16 protein-coding genes are annotated in these 16,908 nt (G+C 26.6%); 9 read left to right on the top strand and 7 right to left on the bottom strand.

What is annotated here, in order from left to right:
• Positions 1 to 259: 259 nt before the first annotated feature.
• The 4 genes from Q0K52_RS04950 to rfbB all read left to right on the top strand — a co-directional run bounded on the left by Q0K52_RS04950 (position 260) and on the right by rfbB (position 5,393).
• Positions 260 to 1,552, top strand: coding sequence for an ABC transporter permease (locus Q0K52_RS04950; protein WP_297297085.1), 1,293 nt, complete (start codon positions 260 to 262; stop codon positions 1,550 to 1,552).
• The gene (locus Q0K52_RS04945; protein ID WP_297297083.1) at positions 1,545 to 2,237 is read left to right on the top strand and encodes an ABC transporter ATP-binding protein; all 693 of its coding nucleotides are present in this window, start codon (positions 1,545 to 1,547) and stop codon (positions 2,235 to 2,237) included. The genes Q0K52_RS04950 and Q0K52_RS04945 overlap by 8 nt, the downstream gene beginning before the upstream one ends.
• Before the next feature lie 59 nt (positions 2,238 to 2,296).
• Positions 2,297 to 4,252: an ABC transporter ATP-binding protein gene (locus tag Q0K52_RS04940; protein WP_297297081.1), complete on the top strand. Its 1,956-nt coding sequence runs from the start codon at positions 2,297 to 2,299 to the stop codon at positions 4,250 to 4,252.
• A 70-nt stretch (positions 4,253 to 4,322) separates the two neighbouring features.
• Positions 4,323 to 5,393, top strand: coding sequence for a dTDP-glucose 4,6-dehydratase (gene rfbB / locus Q0K52_RS04935; RefSeq protein WP_297297079.1), 1,071 nt, complete (start codon positions 4,323 to 4,325; stop codon positions 5,391 to 5,393).
• 10 nt (positions 5,394 to 5,403) lie between these two features.
• Here the strand turns inward: rfbB and Q0K52_RS04930 are convergent, their stop codons facing one another.
• Positions 5,404 to 5,814: a biopolymer transporter ExbD gene (locus Q0K52_RS04930; RefSeq protein WP_297297077.1), complete on the bottom strand. Its 411-nt coding sequence runs from the start codon at positions 5,812 to 5,814 to the stop codon at positions 5,404 to 5,406.
• A gap of 6 nt (positions 5,815 to 5,820) precedes the next feature.
• On the bottom strand, positions 5,821 to 6,594 hold the full coding sequence (locus Q0K52_RS04925) for a CAP domain-containing protein (protein WP_297297075.1): 774 nt from the start codon (positions 6,592 to 6,594) through the stop codon (positions 5,821 to 5,823).
• Between the two features lie 178 nt (positions 6,595 to 6,772).
• On the opposite strand from Q0K52_RS04925, the gene Q0K52_RS04920 reads away from it, so the two are divergent.
• From Q0K52_RS04920 to Q0K52_RS04905, 4 genes are all read left to right on the top strand, one after another.
• A complete protein-coding gene (locus Q0K52_RS04920; RefSeq protein ID WP_297297073.1) occupies positions 6,773 to 8,005 on the top strand; it encodes a peptidase M30, hyicolysin in 1,233 nt (410 codons plus the stop codon).
• Positions 8,006 to 8,017: 12 nt separating this feature from the next.
• Positions 8,018 to 8,332, top strand: a complete 315-nt coding sequence (locus Q0K52_RS04915; RefSeq protein ID WP_297297071.1) for a hypothetical protein — start codon at positions 8,018 to 8,020, stop codon at positions 8,330 to 8,332.
• A 159-nt stretch (positions 8,333 to 8,491) separates the two neighbouring features.
• Positions 8,492 to 9,682 carry an acetate/propionate family kinase gene (locus Q0K52_RS04910; RefSeq protein WP_297297069.1) on the top strand — a complete coding sequence of 397 codons (1,191 nt, stop codon included), beginning with the start codon at positions 8,492 to 8,494 and terminating at the stop codon, positions 9,680 to 9,682.
• 809 nt (positions 9,683 to 10,491) lie between these two features.
• Positions 10,492 to 12,861: a BspA family leucine-rich repeat surface protein gene (locus Q0K52_RS04905; protein WP_297297067.1), complete on the top strand. Its 2,370-nt coding sequence runs from the start codon at positions 10,492 to 10,494 to the stop codon at positions 12,859 to 12,861.
• Between the two features lie 76 nt (positions 12,862 to 12,937).
• On the opposite strand, the gene Q0K52_RS04900 is transcribed toward Q0K52_RS04905, so the two are convergent.
• Positions 12,938 to 13,441, bottom strand: a complete 504-nt coding sequence (locus Q0K52_RS04900; protein WP_297297065.1) for a flavin reductase family protein — start codon at positions 13,439 to 13,441, stop codon at positions 12,938 to 12,940.
• Between the two features lie 180 nt (positions 13,442 to 13,621).
• On the opposite strand from Q0K52_RS04900, the gene Q0K52_RS04895 reads away from it, so the two are divergent.
• A complete protein-coding gene (locus Q0K52_RS04895; protein WP_297297063.1) occupies positions 13,622 to 14,161 on the top strand; it encodes a nitroreductase family protein in 540 nt (179 codons plus the stop codon).
• A gap of 81 nt (positions 14,162 to 14,242) precedes the next feature.
• On the opposite strand, the gene thpR is transcribed toward Q0K52_RS04895, so the two are convergent.
• The 4 genes from thpR to Q0K52_RS04875 form a co-directional block, all read right to left on the bottom strand.
• Entirely contained in the window at positions 14,243 to 14,773 is a 531-nt protein-coding gene (gene thpR, locus Q0K52_RS04890) for an RNA 2',3'-cyclic phosphodiesterase (RefSeq protein WP_297297061.1), read from the bottom strand.
• Positions 14,774 to 14,777: 4 nt separating this feature from the next.
• Positions 14,778 to 15,338 carry a hypothetical protein gene (locus Q0K52_RS04885; protein ID WP_297297059.1) on the bottom strand — a complete coding sequence of 187 codons (561 nt, stop codon included), beginning with the start codon at positions 15,336 to 15,338 and terminating at the stop codon, positions 14,778 to 14,780.
• Between the two features lie 34 nt (positions 15,339 to 15,372).
• Positions 15,373 to 15,948, bottom strand: a complete 576-nt coding sequence (locus tag Q0K52_RS04880) for a hypothetical protein (RefSeq protein ID WP_297297057.1) — start codon at positions 15,946 to 15,948, stop codon at positions 15,373 to 15,375.
• 142 nt (positions 15,949 to 16,090) lie between these two features.
• Entirely contained in the window at positions 16,091 to 16,816 is a 726-nt protein-coding gene (locus tag Q0K52_RS04875; protein WP_297297055.1) for a flagellar protein FlbB, read from the bottom strand.
• Between the last annotated feature and the right edge of the window lie 92 nt (positions 16,817 to 16,908).

Here is a 16,908-nt window from a genome sequence, read left to right as displayed (position 1 = left end):
ATTTTTTACTTTATTAATAATTAATACTATCTTTTTTTTCTGTTGTGCATTATACTGTTTCATAGGTATTCCTTTGGGTTTATTTCTAGTAATTTAAATTATAAGGAATACCTTCTTTTTTTAAACTAAAAGTGTGCAATATCTATGGCTCTTAAACAGACATATCAGTACAAAATAGGTTTAAATTTATTAAATATAATATATAATATTCAGCATTGTCAATTCTCAATGCTAAGGAGATATTTTGCGATTAGAATTAATGCTTGGCGTAAGATATTTAAGAGCCAAAAAGAAATTTTCATTTGTTTCAATTATTACAATTATATGTGTACTTGGAATATTAGTTGGTGATATGGTAATGATAACCGTTCTTTCAGTAATGAATGGTTTTCAGGACGATATAAGAGATAAAATTCTTGGAATGAGGGCACATATAAATATCAGTGCTTATAGTGATCAGCCTCTTACAGATTATAAATTTGTAGTTGATAATATAATGGATAATAAGGAAATAACAAGTGCATATCCTTATATAGTTATTCCTTGTATAATGCGTTCATATAATTTTACTACGCTTATAACTGTACGTTCTTTTGAAGATAATATATTCACTACAGATAAAGATTTTATAAAATACTTTAATTTTGTAGAGGGCAATAATAAAGATATGAAAACTAATGAAGCTTTAATAGGTTCAGAAATGGCAAAAGATTATGCTTTATCAGTTGGAGATACTATTGATATAATTTCTGCTGCTGGAAGTTTTGATAAAGGGTTCAGACCTCAAAAAACTACTTTTACTATTAAAGGTATTTATAAAACCGGATATTATGAATATGACAGTAAAATGGTTATAGTTCCTATTGCTACTGGTCAAAAAATGGTTGGATATGATAATGCTGTTACTGGTGTTGCTGTAAAGGTAAAGAATTTCTTTGATGCTGATAAGGTGGCAAATAAAATCAATGAAGATTTAAAAGATTATTATAGTGTTATGCCTTGGATGTTGTTTGATAGAAATTTCTTTCAGGCTTTGCATACTGAAAAATTGATGCTTGCTTTGATACTTTCATTTATAATATTAATAGCAGCTTTAAATATAGCTTCAAGCCAAATAATATTCGTTAAAGATAAAAGACGTGATATTGCTATAATAAAGACTTTAGGACTTAGACCTTCAAATGTTGCTAAAGTTTTCTTTTTGGAAGGTGCTATAATTGGTGTAATAGGTACTGTACTAGGGGTAATATTTGGAATACTTCTTGCTAATTATGTTAATGAAGCATTGGAAGGCATTAGAATAATACTTCAAGTAATAGTTAATATTATATGGTTTATACCTGCCAAAATAGGCGGATTATCAATACCAATAGTTCCTGATTTCTTCCCATCAGATATATATTATGTAAGCGGAGGACTCCCATCTATAATACATATTTCTCAAGTTGTAATGGTGGCTAGTATTTCATTTTTACTTTCTGTTTTATTTGCTATAATACCAGCTTATATTGCAAGCAGATACAAGCCTGCGGAGGTATTGAGATATGAGTGATAATGTTAAAGAAGTTTTAATAAAGATAGAAAATTTAAAAAAGACTTATGTTGGGCCTCCAAAAGTTGAAGTTTTGAAGTCATTAAGTTTAGAGGTTTATAGGAATGAGATTCTAGCTATAACAGGAGAATCTGGAAGCGGAAAAACTACTCTTTTGAATTTGATTGGCGGAATAGATGATATTACAGAAGGGAGTATAAATATATCAGGAAATAATATTGGTAAAATGAATGAAGGTCAATTAGCTCATTTTAGAAATAGTTCTCTTGGTTATGTATTTCAATTTCATAATTTACTTGGTGAATTTAGTGCAATAGAAAATGTAATGATTCCTTCTTTAATGCTTAAATATAATAAAAAGGAAGCTAGACAAAAAGCTGAAATTTTACTTGAAACAGTTGGATTGAAAGACCGTATGGAGCATAGAATAGGGGAACTTTCTGGAGGTGAGGCACAAAGAGTAGCTATAGCACGTGCTTTGATAAATAGGCCTAGTGTTGTATTGGCTGATGAACCTACTGGTAATTTGGATAAAAAGAATGCTGAGTTAGTTAGGGAGCTATTATGGAATATGACTAAACAAACTAATGCTGCTTTAATAATAGTTACACATTCTTCATCTATTGCAAATATGGCTGATAGGAAATTACGTTTAGAGTATGGTGAAAATTTAATAGAATATTGAAATATAAAATATTATAATATAAAATTATAAAATAAATATACATATAGGAATATTAATTTATGGTTATAAAAAAGATAAAAGAGTTTTTTAAAAAAGATGAAAGACCGTTTGATTATGGAGCTGTTACAGAAGAACATAGAAAAAAATATTATTCTCATCCTGAAAAACATCCATATAGAAGAATGTTTTCTTATGCTATGAGGCATAAGAAATTATTTATACCATCTTTTATTTTAAGTGTTGGATATACAATAATAAATATACTTCCTCCGTTTTTTGGACAGATGGCAATAGCTATAACTGGCGGTAAAAGGGTTGATTTATTGGATAAAATTCCTTTTGTAGCGGATTTGACTGCCAAATTTAGCAATTTGAATACAAAGAGTTTAGCTCAGCAATTTTTAAATGTAGATTATATTGGAAACCCTGTTATAATGGCCCAATTTGCTTTCATTATAATAATCGGCTTTATATATGTAATATTCCGTGTAGGTTTTGACTATACTAAAACATTTCTTTTTGCATTTACTGCTCAGGAAATAGGTAAAGATGTACGTGCAGATATGATGAAAGGTCTTCTTAATACTGATATTGCATATTTCAAACAGGAAAAAGAAGGTGATTTAATGAGTAGGGTTATTAATGAGTCTGGATCAATAGAAAATTTCTTGTCTTCTACATTGCCTAATATGGTTACAGTGCCTTTAACTTTAATATTAACATTATGTATGCTTTTAATATTAAATGTTAAATTAACTTTAGCTTGTTTTATTGCTGCCCCATTAATAGCTTTGGGTATAGATAAAGTATCAAAATTAATAAGAACTAGAGTTACAGCTGAACAAAATTTATTAGGGGCTACAACTTCTGTTATACAAGAAGATATAAGAGGAATAGAAGTTATTAAAATATTTTCTAAAGAAGATCAGGAAGTAACTAGATATAGAACTGTATATTCAGAATTAATAAAATTCATGAGAAAAATTTCTTTATTAACTTCTTTAAATAGACCTATGACAGAGCTTGTAATGATAGTTGCTATGCTTATAATACTTGCTTATGGCGGATTTTTAATATTTAAAGGAGAAATGCCTTTTGAGTTTTTATGGGGATTTTTGCTTTATATGTTAAATATATCTACTCCAGTAAGAGATTTATCTGGTATTGTAATTAACTTGCAAAGAACTATGGGTATAGCTAAAAGGGTATTTCAAATAATGGATTTACCAAGCGAGAATGTTGATGACCCTACTAAAAAGGAAATGAAGCCTATAGAGCATTCTATTACTTTTGAAGATGTACATTTTGAATATAGCAAAAGAGGAAAAGAAACTCCTTTTCATTTAGGACCTGTAAGCTTCAATGTTAAAAAAGGCGATGTTGTTGCTTTTGTTGGTAATTCCGGAGGCGGTAAAACCACTTTGATCAGCTTAATACCTAAATTATTTACACCAAGCAAAGGTGTTATAAGATTTGATGGTATTGATATAAATGAATTAAACACAAGAAGTGTAAGAAATCAAATAGGTGTAGTATCTCAGGAAAATATTTTATTTTACGGAACTGTAAGGGAGAATATTTTATATGCTAAGCCAGATGCTACAGATGATGATTTGATTAGAGCAGCAAAAATAGCACATGCTGATGAGTTTATATTGAAATTACCTAATGGTTATGATACACATATAGGACCTAGAGGTGTAATGCTTTCAGGAGGTCAGCGTCAAAGAATAGCATTGGCTAGGGCTGTTGTAAAAAGACCTTCTATATTGATACTTGATGAAGCAACCAGTGCATTAGATACAGAAAGTGAAATGTATGTTCAAAAAGCTTTGAATGAAATTATTAATCTTCAAACTACATTTGTTATAGCACATAGACTTTCTACTATTAAAAATGCAACATATATATGTGTAGTTGAGAACGGTAAAATAATTGAATCTGGTACTCATGAAGAATTGATGAAAAGAGGCGGTAAATATCAATATTTATATTCTTTACAATTTAGAGAGTAATATAATTATTTAATAAATTACTGCTTAAAACTAATTTTGTATATATTTGTAAATATAGGAAATCATTTATATGAGAAAGTTTTCAAATATTTTAGTTACAGGCGGATGCGGTTTTATAGGCAGTAATTTTATTAGATATATTTTTGAAAATACTAACTATTGCGGCAGTATAATAAATGCTGATATGCTCACTTATGCCGGCAATTATTTAAATTTAAAAGATATTGAAAATAAATATAAAGACAGATATTTTTTTGAGAAAATAAATATTTGTAATATAGATGCATTAAATGAAGTATTTGAAAAATATAAACCTGATTGTGTAGTTCATTTTGCAGCAGAAAGTCATGTTGATAGATCTATTTTCGGGCCTAAAGATTTTATACAAACTAATATCATAGGAACATTTAATCTTTTGGAAGTTTGTAAAAGATTATGGAGCAATGATTTTGATAATAAACTTTTTCATCATATAAGTACAGATGAAGTTTATGGTTCTCTTGATGAAAATGGTTATTTTTATGAAACAACAGCATATAATCCTAGAAGTCCATATTCTGCTTCAAAGGCATCTAGCGATCATTTAGTTAGAGCATATTTTTATACTTATAATTTACCTGTAACAATATCTAATTGCAGTAATAATTATGGACCTTATCAATTTCCTGAAAAATTAATTCCTCTTATGATATTAAATATTATTAATGAAAAGAAACTTCCTGTTTATGGTGATGGTAAGAATGTTAGAGACTGGATTTATGTTGATGATCATAATAGTGCAGTATTTACAATAATACATAATGGAAAAGTAGGAGAAACATATAATATTGGCGGAGAAAATGAAATCAGTAATATAGATATGGTAAATATTTTATGCGAGAAAATAGCATTGAAAATGAATAAGGACAAAAATTATTATAAGAACCTTATTACATTTGTAGAAGATAGGGCAGGACATGATAAAAGATATGCTGTTAATTGCGATAAAATAAAAAATGAACTGCATTGGAAGGCAAGCAGAAATTTTAATGAAGCAATAGATTACACTATAGATTGGTATTTAAATAATAGTGAGTGGATAGAGAGTATTCAAAATGGAGAATACCAAAAATGGATAGGTTATAAATATAAATATATTTAATTTTATTTTTCTAATTTTCTTCTTTTGTATCTGTTGCTATACTAAGCTTTGTAAATCCAGCATTTTTTACACTGTCTATAACAGATATTAATATTTGAGTTCTAACATCTTCATCGGATCTTATTTCTACAGGTTTTTCTAATTCACCTTCAGTATTAGCTAATTCTTTTAGGTTATTATCAAGATTTTCTACTTCATAACCATTTATATATTGTTTTCCGTCTTTAGCTATACTTATAACTATAGTTTCATTTTTTTCAGAACCTACTGCAGATGTAGATTTAGGCAGGCTTATTTCTATTTGAGGAGTTTCTACAATAGTAGAACCCACCATGAAGAATATAAGTAAATTAAATACTATATCTATCATGGGGGTTAGATCAATTCCGCTTTTTATATTGAATCTTCTTCTAAATTTCATATATTATTATTCTACTGTTATTGTTCTTACATTACTTAGGAAATGCTGGCCTTTATATAGTATAGATATTTTATAATCGCCTTTTCCATATTCAGCTTTGAAAGTTCTTCCTAATATACTATTACCCATATCTTTTACATCATAGATTATATTACCTATATAAGTTTTATCGTCATCTCCAGTAATTCTAGCTTCTTTATCAGCCATTTCAACAGCAATTTTGAAGTCAGTAAAAGCAGCTTTATTTAATATTCTGTATTTTACAGTTATTTCATCACCATATTTAGCTTGAGGAACAAAGTCTACTGATTCAGCTACTATATCAGCAAATGTTACTGTAACATATACCCCAACACCTCTTTTTACAGCACCAACACCTATAGCATTGAAATTTTTATTTAATATGTTTTTCTTACTGTCAGGTGTAGCCATTAAATTTTTAACTATACTTTCAGCAGCTTTTTTATCTGTAAAAGGAATAACATCTAATTTTCCTAAACTTTCACTAATATTTCCAACCATTTCAGGGTATAGTTTAACTTGTCTTGCTTTAGAATCCAAACCATCTAAATCAGTATTGCTGAAAAATTTATTTTTAGCCATATTATCAGCATGATATAAAGCTAAAGAATGAAGTCTTTGATTATTTGGAAGAGGCGGAAGTGATTGTTTACTTCTTTCTAAATTAATCAATCTAAATACTTCATCTTCAATAGTATTAGCACTCAATATCAATGTTGATAAAAATAAGAAGATCATTATTAAATTTAATTTCTTCATTTTAGTTCTCCGATATTTTTTGTCTATATATATGAACCATATTTTATAATAATATTGTAAAAAATAAAAGATATAAATTAGTGTTTATTTTATAAAATGATTAAATTACTTTAAATAAATGTGATTTTTATTTTACATTTTTATGTTATAACAGTTCTATTACTTAAAGGGGGATATTATGAAAAAATATCAATTATTAGTTCTATTGCTGTTTTCTTTATTGTTTATAAATTCATGCGGAGTACTTGACGGAATTTTAGGTTCTGGCAATAATATTGGTTATGATGATGGTATATTTACTTATTATGATGAATATTCTTCTGCATCAAAGGTATTTTATGTTATAAATGAATATAATAAAGCTGAAAGAAAAAGATTCAGAGTTTATGCTGAATCTGATAATTTAATTGTTTATATAGAAGATGGTAAAAATGTATCAAGAAGTTCTATATCACAAATGGGAAGTATTTTCCATAAAAATTATGCAGATTTAGTTAGTATATACGGCAGTCATACAGATGTTGATGGAAATGGTAAAATAAATATTTTATTATTTTCTATGAATCCTGCTGGTTCTACAACATATACATTGGGTTATTTTTATCCCGGAGATTTAATATTAGGAAGTTTTAATGATGCAGAAATATTATATATGGATGTGGATTTAATGGATAGAATTCCTGATGTTATGTCTGGAACTATATTGCATGAACTTCAGCATTTAATTAATTATAATGTGAACTTAGGTAAAAATATAGACTTATGGCTTAATGAATCTCTTTCTGAATCAACATCAATACTATATAGTCCTGAAACAGCTCAATCAAGAATAGAAGAATTTAATAATATGGGCGGATATTATTGTTTTTATACTTGGGATCTGCCTTTAAATATATTTGCTAATTATCCTTCAGCTTCAGTATTTATGAATTGGCTTTACAAAACAAGCGGTAATGATAAAACTGTATTTAGAGATATAGCAAAATCAACTTATAATAATAGTTATGATAGAGTTCTTAGTGTTGCTTCAAGCAGAGGTATTGCTACTACTTGGGACAGTTTACTATTAAATTGGATAGACGGATTATTAAATTATCAAGTTACAGGCATTAGTCCAAAATTTAGAAATCCTGGTGAAAATATTTCTTTATATCCCGGTGCTTTGGTAGCTTATTATGGTTCTTTAGGAAGTACTCCTAATATTAATTTAGTAACAAGAAAGTTTAATTCTAATATTGAAATAGCTTTGAATAAAGATACATTTGTTGGAGAGAGTCCTACAGCTATAAATATACAGATTCCAAATAGTACTGTAAGAAATATGAATTATAGTTTTGCTAGTCAGAAACCTTATACACCAAAATATAGAAATATATTATTTGGTACTAATGGCGAAATAAAGAAATATTAATTTGTATTAATTATGAAAAGAATGTATAGAATTATATTAAAATATTCACAAGTATTTTTATTTGTATTTTTCTTCTTGTTATTTGCTAAAAAGGAAAATATTACAGGCAGAGTTAGAATAGTTGGTACGGCTATGTTTCCAGATGCAGTAATATCTACAGAAGAAATAGATTATTATTTTGATAAAAAGTTTTTTGAAGAATATGCTAAATATCAAGGACAAATAATAACTATAGAAGCTAAAGTAAAAAAGGAAACTTTATGGCTTGCTGATAAAAGCAGATCATTTGACAGATATACTATTATGTGGGTAAAAAAGAAAGAATAAAAGTAAAATAGTAAGAGGATTAATTCATGTAAATGTTTTAATCCTCTTTTTTGTATATACATAATTTGTATTAAAATAAAAATTCATTGATAAATATACATATTATGATATAATACTTCAATTATAATTATTAAAAACTAAAAACTATGGAGTCATTTTATGAACGTATTGGTAATCAATTCTGGCAGTTCTAGTATTAAATATCAATTATTTGCTATGCCAGAAGCAAAAGTTTTAGCTAAAGGTCTTTTAGAAAAGATCGGTGAAGAAACAAGTGCTTTAAAACACACTGCTGTAGAAAAAGGCAAAGAAAAAAAGATAGAACAAAAAGTACCGGATCATAAAGCTGGTATGGCTTTAATTTTCTCTTTATTAACTGATAAAGAAGTTGGTGTTATATCTGATATGAGCGAAATATCTGGTGTAGGACACAGAGTAGTACATGGCGGAGAAGCATTCAGCAAAAGTACTTTAATAACAGACGAGACTATAAAAGCTATAGAAGCTTGCTGCGATATTGCTCCTTTACATAACCCAGCAGGTTTACAAGGTATAAGAGCTTGTCAGGAAATATTAAAAGACGTTAAAATGGTTGCTGTATTTGATACTAGCTTCCATCAAACAATTCCAGAATATGCTTATATGTATGCTGTTCCACATGAATGGTATGACAAATATAAAGTACGCCGTTATGGTTTCCATGGTACTTCTCATAAATATGTTTATGGTGAATTCTGTAAAGTAAATAACAAACCTAATGCTAATGTTATAGTTTGTCACTTAGGTAATGGTGCTAGTGTTACTGCTGTTAAAAATGGCGAATCAGTAGATACAAGTATGGGTTTAACTCCATTAGAAGGTTTAGTAATGGGTACTAGATCTGGAGATATGGATCCTGCTGTTATTACTTTCATGATGGGCAAAGAAAATTTATCTGCTAAAGAAATTGATAATATTATAAATAAAAAAAGCGGTCTTTTAGGTGTTTCTGGTGTTAGTAATGATATGAGAAACTTAGAAGAAGCTGCTAAATCTAACCCTAAAGCTGAACTTGCTATACAAATGTTCTGCTACAGAGTTAAAAAATATATAGGTTCTTATATGGCTGTACTTGGTCATGTTGACGGTATAGTATTTACAGGCGGTATAGGTGAAAATAGTGCTTATATCAGAGGAAGAATACTTGAAGGTTTAGATGAACTTGGTATTAAATGCGATGCTGATAAGAATGCTAAAGCTAGAGGATGTGCTAATTTTGAAAAAGACGGTGCTCCTATTAAACTTTATGTTATAGCTACTGATGAAGAAAAAGCTATAGCTATGGATACTTATAATATTGCTTTAAAATAATAATTTAAATATCTATTAATATTTATTTATAATAGGGTGTCTTAATTTATTTAAGGCACTCTATTTTTTTATATATACCTAAACAACTATATTTTGTCAAAATTAAAATTATATTTTCTTTTTAATATATGGGGCTTTGCCCACCGCTCTGCGTGCTTACGCAACACCCCGCTTCTTTTGCGACCGAAGGAAGTACTGTAAGTATTGCCACAAAGAAGCTATATCCTCGACAGGCTCGGATACGCTTTGCGAAAGGCTACATTTCGACTTAAATTTAGTAATTTATCTTACATGTAAAACATAATTAGTATGATTTAATACTAATTTTATATTTGCACTTTTTGGTTCTTTGACGAAGTCCGCAGAGCGTATGCGGCGGGAAAAAGAACAACAAAAAATTGACAAAGTTAAAAATTTTTAGTATATACTGAAAATTTTAGAGTTTGTCAAAAAATACAATTTTAAATTTAGGTTATTTGTGGGGACTAGCCCCACCGCTCTGCGTACTTCGTACCCCCAGTTCTTTTGCGACTGAAAGGAGTGCCTGTGGCGTGGCACAAAGAACCTATATCCTCGGCTGGCTCAGATACGCTTCGCGAAAGACTGCATTTTTGACACAAATCTTGGTTTTACTTCGCATTTTAAACAAAACTTAATAATATTTTATACTATTAATAAACAAAAATTCCATTTACAAAAAAGTAAAAATTGACAAAATATAGTTGTTTAGGTATATAAACAAAGTATTGTAATAATTAATACATAATATAAAATCATAAATACTATATTCACAAGAAATAGGAATAAAAATGAAATATAAACCTACAAGCAGGAAAGAATTAAGAGATTTAGTAACAGATGAAAGTATTTACTTGGGCGATATAGATACAAGCTTAATAACTGACATGTCAAACTTATTTGATTTTTTTAATAGAGATAATTATGATGGTATAGAAAATTGGGATACTTCTAATGTAGAAAATATGGCTGGTATGTTTTCTGCTAATAGGAATTTTAATAAAGATATTAGTAAATGGAATGTATCTAAAGTGAAAAATACAGCCTATATGTTTTTCTTGGCTGAAAAATTTAATCAGCCTTTGAATGATTGGGACGTAAGCAATGTTACAAATATGAATAGCATGTTTATGAATGCTAAAAGTTTTAATCAGCCTCTTAATAATTGGAATGTAAGTAAAGTTCAAAGTATGAGCGATATGTTTAATCGTGCTGAGAGTTTTAATCAAAATATAAATGATTGGAATGTAAGTAATGTAGAAAATATGGCTGGTATGTTTTCATCTGCATATAGATTCAATCAGCCTTTATTTAAATGGGATACTTCTAAAGTAAAAGAGATGTCTGGTATGTTTTCATTAGCTTATGCATTTAATCAGTCTCTTAATAATTGGAATGTAAGCAATGTTACTAATATGAGATGCATGTTTATGTTTGCAATAGATTTTAATCGCCCTATTAATAATTGGAATACAAAAAAATTAAAAGATGTAGGAAGTATGTTTTCAAATACATCATCATTCAATCAGAATTTAGATGATTGGAATATTGATAATATTACGGATATGAGTAATTTTAATAAAGATTCTGCATTAGAATTAACTTTTAAATTCAAAATTTATTTATATGCTTTAACTTTAGATAAAGAAGAAAAAAATAATTTATATGATTTTATAAAAAACAATGTCAAAGAAATATACAAAATTATAGAAAACCATAAAAATAAAAAACTTAATCTGCTTAAAAGATATTTAATAAATAATTTTTATAATGAATTAAAAGAGTTAATACCAAATTATATTGAAAGTTTTAATAGTATAGAAGAAGTTTATAATTATATAGATAAAAACTATAATAAAAAAGATGATAAAAAAGTAAAATTTATAGATGATATAAAAATAGAAAATATAGATAAAAGAATAATAAAATATATTTACTTATCATATTTAGAATTAAAAAGAGAAGCCTACAGAATAAAACAAATAGATTATATTATAAATTTGCTTGATAAAAAATCATTTATAAATGCAATTAAAACAATATACACAATCACTAATAAAGAAACTTCTCTCATTATGTATGGAATATATGGAGGCGATGAAGCATTAAGAGAAATTTATAAAAAAGAAAAAGATTCTAAATTATGTTTACTTGTATGTTCTATCAATAAAAACAGTAAATATGCTGTTAATATGCTTTATAATGTGTTTAAGAAAAGTAAAAAATCTGAAGTAAAAGAGATGGCAGAAAGAATAATTCAGGATATAGCAGAAGAAAATAATTTGAGTGTTTATGAATTCGGATTAAAAGCTATACCAAATTTTGATTTTGATAAAAACGGTGAGAAAATAATAAATAATAATCAATATAAAATAATTTTGAAAAACGATTATACTATAGAGTTTTTTGATATCAAAGAAAATAAAATATTAAAACAAATACCTAAAGATTTTGATGATAGTACAAAAGAAGAAATTAAATACATAAAGAAAGAAATTCCGAATATTATAAAAAATCAAAGCAGAAATTTAATAAAAATTTTATTAACAGGTAAAAAGTACGATTTCAATTTTTTCAAAGAAATATTTATTGATAATACAATAATGAATAAATTTGCAATTAATTTAGTTTGGAATTTGTTTGATGAAAATAATAATTTTATAACAACATTCAGATATTCAGGCGATGGAAGTTATACCAACTGCGATGATAATACAGTGAATATAAATAATAATTATTTTGTAAGTTTATCAAGTCCTATAGAAATGGATGAAGAAATTATATCAAAATGGAAAAAACAGCTTGAAGATTATGAATTATCACAGCCTATAATGCAGTTTACAAATATAAAAATAAATAATTTAGAAGAAGCATTAAACAAATTACAAAATATAGAAATAAACTACGGTACAATAAAAGCATTTTCTCAAAGATATGATATGAATACAGAACATAAAAGTTATTACGAAATTAATGGTTATTCTTTTAAAGATTCATATAATAATCAAGAATTTTATATAAGAACAAAAATTATAAATAACGAAACTAACTATGATGAAAAAATAAAAATTAATATAGAGTTTAATAATGCAAGTAATAGATTCATATATACTTGGCTTATACTTTTAATATGGGATTTAAGATTGACAGAAAAGTTTTAATAATTAAAATAATTTGGCTTTGCCTTATTAAAATGCAATATTTATAAGACAAAGCCTAAAATTGATAAACTAATAATTATTCCTCTTTAGCTGATGCTATTTTACTATAACCTTCCCAAGAAAATACGGCCTTTTCTTTATAGTCTGCATATACTTCTTCAACATTGCATATATATAAATAATGATCTCCTGTTTCAATAAATTCTTTTAAATTACATTGTATAGCAGCGGTACTGTGAACTGGAATTTGTATATCGCTTGTAGGTAGTTCCTGCATTTTTATTCCTAATTCTTCTATTTTATTAGTATCTCTTCCACTGCACATACCGCATCCCATAACTATTCCCTTGATATTTTCACTTGGAATTGTAATTATAACTTTTTTATTCTCACGAACCATTTCACCGCTATATGAAGTTTTAGCCATTGCATAAGCTATCATATTTGGATTGTAAGATAAATAAGTGTACCAAGATACTGCAGCAAGATTAGTACTTCCGTCAGGCTTTTTAGTGCATACTAATGCAACAGGATTTGGAGAAGTAATTTTTGATGCTTTTGCTAAATTTATTTTTTCCATGATTAAATACTCCTTAATATTAAAAAATATTCTACATGATAATTAATTGATAATAAAAAACAAGTACGAACAAAAAAGTAAGAAACTAACTTTTAGTAAAGCTATTAATTGGCATATATTGAAAAATTAAAAAAAATCATTATATTTTTATTATCAAATTTATTTTTTAGGAATGTTTTTATGGAAAATAATTTATTAAATATTATTATGAACCGTTCTAGTTATAGAGGAAAATATAAAGATATAAAAGTTTCTAAAGATGATTTAGTAAAAATCATGGAAGCCGGACTTGCTGCTCCTTCAGGATGCAATAAACAAACTGTATCATTAATTGCTGTAGATGATGAACAACTATTATCCGAAATAAAGAATTTGATTGATCCTCCAATATGTGAAACTGCTCCTGCATTAATATGTGTATTGAGTCAGAAAATATATGCATACAGAGATAGATGTTATAGTGTTCAAGATTATTCTGCTGCTATTGAAAATATGCTTTTAGCTATTAAGGCATTAGGTTATGAAAGCTGCTGGTATGAAGGTCATATTACAGATAATGATGATATAGCTTCAAAGATTGCCGAAAAACTTAATGTCGATAAAGAGTATAAATTAGTTTGTATATTGCCTGTTGGATATGCAGATGAAGAAGTAAAATTGAATACCGATAAAAAAACTTTTAATGAAAGAGCTTGGTTTAATGGTTTTAAAAAGTTATAATTATTTATAACTAAATATTATTTAAACAATGGAATTAATAAAATAATTCCATTGTTTATTTTTTATAATTTTGTAATACTATTAGAAATTAACAGTGAAAATTTCTGTGTAATTTACAAAGTCGCTTTTATATAAAGTTATAGAATTAGCTAAAAAAGATGATGCTGTAAATTCTATTTCTTCAATGTTTTCTTTTAATTTTTGATTGTTATATACTCTTTTTAGTCTTGCTAAAGTTAAATGAGATTTAAAATCCTTTCTGTCATATTTTAGATTTTCTATATTATCTAATTTATTTTTTAAAGTTTTTACATAGTTTTCTAATTCTTCACTTACAGCTTTTACAAATATAACATTGATATCTTTGAATTTATTTGTGAAGTAAGAAATATTTTCAAAGTTTATATTAAATGGGGTAGGTGAGGAATTTATCACTTCTTTTTTTATTAACTCTATTTGTTCTTCTTTTATATTATCAAAAAATACTAATGTTATATGCATTTTATCTTTTGATACTTTTTTTAATTCTGCTGTTTTTTCATTTATTCTAAGTATATTAGAATATTTATTTTTAATTTCTTCGTTTAAGTTTAATGCTAAAAATGCTCTCATACTATTATAACTCTATGTTTAATGATTTAGATATTATTTCTTTTGTAACATCTTTGTATAGAATTTTGTTCTGTGTTACATTACCGTTATATTGATTTGTGGCTATTTTATTTGCTGTATTGCTTATTTCAAGCATAGTAACTTTATCTAAATATATTTTTTTATCATCATTATTATATTTAAATGTTATATATAATTTTCTGTTATTCATTATATGATGTTCAAGAGTAAAATAATTATTTTTATAAACTACATTAGCAGTAAACCCGTCTATATTGAATATTTCAGTATTTAATGGAATACTGCCAATATATTTATATTGATTATTTTTTACTATTTGAAATAAAGTATAATAATACCAATATTTATTTTTTAATATTATCATTTCATAGGTACTATTATCTTTGAATCTCATTTTTCTTATCACATTGATTTTTAAATCACTATCTTCTTTTAAATTACCATTATCAGTGAAATAACTTTCATCTATTTTTATAGGATTAGAATCTTGAGCATATATATTAAAAGAAAATAGTATAGTTAATATTAATACAATTTTTTTCATAGCTGATGATTTCCATAAATATATTTATAACTTTTTATATATCAAGACTCAATAATTTGTTTATCATATCCATTGTAACATCTTTATATAAAATTTTGTTTGGTACTACATTACCATCAACTTGTTTAGCGGTTTTTTTCATTTCGTCTGCATTGTTCTCAATAACTTCTATAATCATGCTGGCTTTATCTAAGTATATTTTTTTATCATCGTTATATTTGAATGTTATATACATTTTTAAAGTTGACATAATACTATGCTCTATAGTAAAATAATTATCTTTATATACTATGCTGCCAATAAGTCCTTCTATATTCTGATTAAAACTTTTTAAAGCAATAGTACCAATATATTTATATTTATTGCTTTGTTCTATTTGAAAAAGAGTATAATAGTACCAATTATTATTTTTTGATATTAGCATTTCATAAGACGAATTATCTGTGAATCTTATTTTTCTAATAGCATAAGTTGATAATTTTCTGTTATCCTTTAAGTTTCCATTTTCAGTAAAATACTTTTCATTTACCTTCATTGGCTTTTCATTAATATTTTGTGAATAAAGGTTAAAATAAAATAAAATAGTTAATATTAATACGATTTTTTTCATATGTTATAATCCTCCCAAATTATAATGAAATATTTATATCTTATAAGAGTCTATTTGTCAATATTTATTTAATTAGGTTAAATAAAAAAGCCCAACTTAAATATTTAAGAAGGGCTTTATTTTATACTTAATATATTATTTTTTACGCACCCATATCCATGATGCCTTCATTTAACATAGCATCATTATTCATTTGATCAGGTAAATAATTTGGGAAATCATTAGGTGAAGAAGGTACTGTATTGTTGCCAGGATTAGATCTAGCTTCATATTTTTCTAATATTCTAGCAGCAACATTTGGATCCATCAAACTTAAAAGGTAAGAAGTAGTACTGTTTCTTCCTTCAGCTGCAGCTATAGAATCCATTTCTAATAATACGTCTATGATTAAGTCATCAGAACCATTAGCAGCCAACTGATTAAGTAATGCTACAGAATTTTGAGGAGGCATACTGTTGATTTTATTAGCCAAATCTGTCAATACCAATTGATATTGAGAAGATTCGTCCATAGTTGCTTGATAATTAGACCAAGCATTTAATAGGTTCTGTCTGTCTTGTTCTATTAATTCAGATTGAGTATTTAATTCTAATGCTCTGCTTGCTATTAAAGATTCCTGAGCCTGTAAATCTTTTTCTCTTAAATTGAAAGATTCTCTCATTTTATTTAAATCTTCTCTTGCAAGTAGTGTCATATCTTCTACTCTTTGTTTTTGTGTAAATTTAGTTAAAAAACCCGGAACATTAGGGGCTATTTTATTACGCATTAAAGTATAATAGTTTACAACTCCAAAGATATCAAACATATAAAGTAATGCTATAAATGCTATTAAATTGACTATAGTTAAAATCGCTATTTTTAATCTCATAACCTTTGTTCACCTTAATAATATTTGCTAACAATAATATAGATAAAACAATAATATGTCAACTAGATTTTGTTATCATAATTATTATCGTA

It is taken from the genome of uncultured Brachyspira sp. (assembly GCF_944390845.1).
Classification (GTDB): domain Bacteria; phylum Spirochaetota; class Brachyspiria; order Brachyspirales; family Brachyspiraceae; genus Brachyspira; species Brachyspira pulli.
The sequence above is the reverse complement of the archived record's forward strand: the minus strand, read 5'-3'. Positions and strand labels throughout refer to the sequence as shown.

What these genes read in the sequence shown, in the direction of transcription:
- Q0K52_RS04930 (WP_297297077.1), bottom strand. Translation starts at nt 5,814, where the DNA reads ATGAAATTTAGAAGAAGATTCAATATAAAAAGCGGAATTGATCTAACC.
- Q0K52_RS04925 (WP_297297075.1), bottom strand. Translation starts at nt 6,594, where the DNA reads ATGAAGAAATTAAATTTAATAATGATCTTCTTATTTTTATCAACATTG.
- rfbB (WP_297297079.1), top strand. Translation starts at nt 4,323, where the DNA reads ATGAGAAAGTTTTCAAATATTTTAGTTACAGGCGGATGCGGTTTTATA.
- Q0K52_RS04900 (WP_297297065.1), bottom strand. Translation starts at nt 13,441, where the DNA reads ATGGAAAAAATAAATTTAGCAAAAGCATCAAAAATTACTTCTCCAAAT.
- Q0K52_RS04880 (WP_297297057.1), bottom strand. Translation starts at nt 15,948, where the DNA reads ATGAAAAAAATCGTATTAATATTAACTATTTTATTTTATTTTAACCTT.
- Q0K52_RS04875 (WP_297297055.1), bottom strand. Translation starts at nt 16,816, where the DNA reads ATGAGATTAAAAATAGCGATTTTAACTATAGTCAATTTAATAGCATTT.
- Q0K52_RS04905 (WP_297297067.1), top strand. Translation starts at nt 10,492, where the DNA reads ATGAAATATAAACCTACAAGCAGGAAAGAATTAAGAGATTTAGTAACA.
- Q0K52_RS04920 (WP_297297073.1), top strand. Translation starts at nt 6,773, where the DNA reads ATGAAAAAATATCAATTATTAGTTCTATTGCTGTTTTCTTTATTGTTT.
- Q0K52_RS04945 (WP_297297083.1), top strand. Translation starts at nt 1,545, where the DNA reads ATGAGTGATAATGTTAAAGAAGTTTTAATAAAGATAGAAAATTTAAAA.
- Q0K52_RS04895 (WP_297297063.1), top strand. Translation starts at nt 13,622, where the DNA reads ATGGAAAATAATTTATTAAATATTATTATGAACCGTTCTAGTTATAGA.
- Q0K52_RS04950 (WP_297297085.1), top strand. Translation starts at nt 260, where the DNA reads ATGCTTGGCGTAAGATATTTAAGAGCCAAAAAGAAATTTTCATTTGTT.
- Q0K52_RS04940 (WP_297297081.1), top strand. Translation starts at nt 2,297, where the DNA reads ATGGTTATAAAAAAGATAAAAGAGTTTTTTAAAAAAGATGAAAGACCG.
- thpR (WP_297297061.1), bottom strand. Translation starts at nt 14,773, where the DNA reads ATGAGAGCATTTTTAGCATTAAACTTAAACGAAGAAATTAAAAATAAA.
- Q0K52_RS04885 (WP_297297059.1), bottom strand. Translation starts at nt 15,338, where the DNA reads ATGAAAAAAATTGTATTAATATTAACTATACTATTTTCTTTTAATATA.
- Q0K52_RS04915 (WP_297297071.1), top strand. Translation starts at nt 8,018, where the DNA reads ATGAAAAGAATGTATAGAATTATATTAAAATATTCACAAGTATTTTTA.
- Q0K52_RS04910 (WP_297297069.1), top strand. Translation starts at nt 8,492, where the DNA reads ATGAACGTATTGGTAATCAATTCTGGCAGTTCTAGTATTAAATATCAA.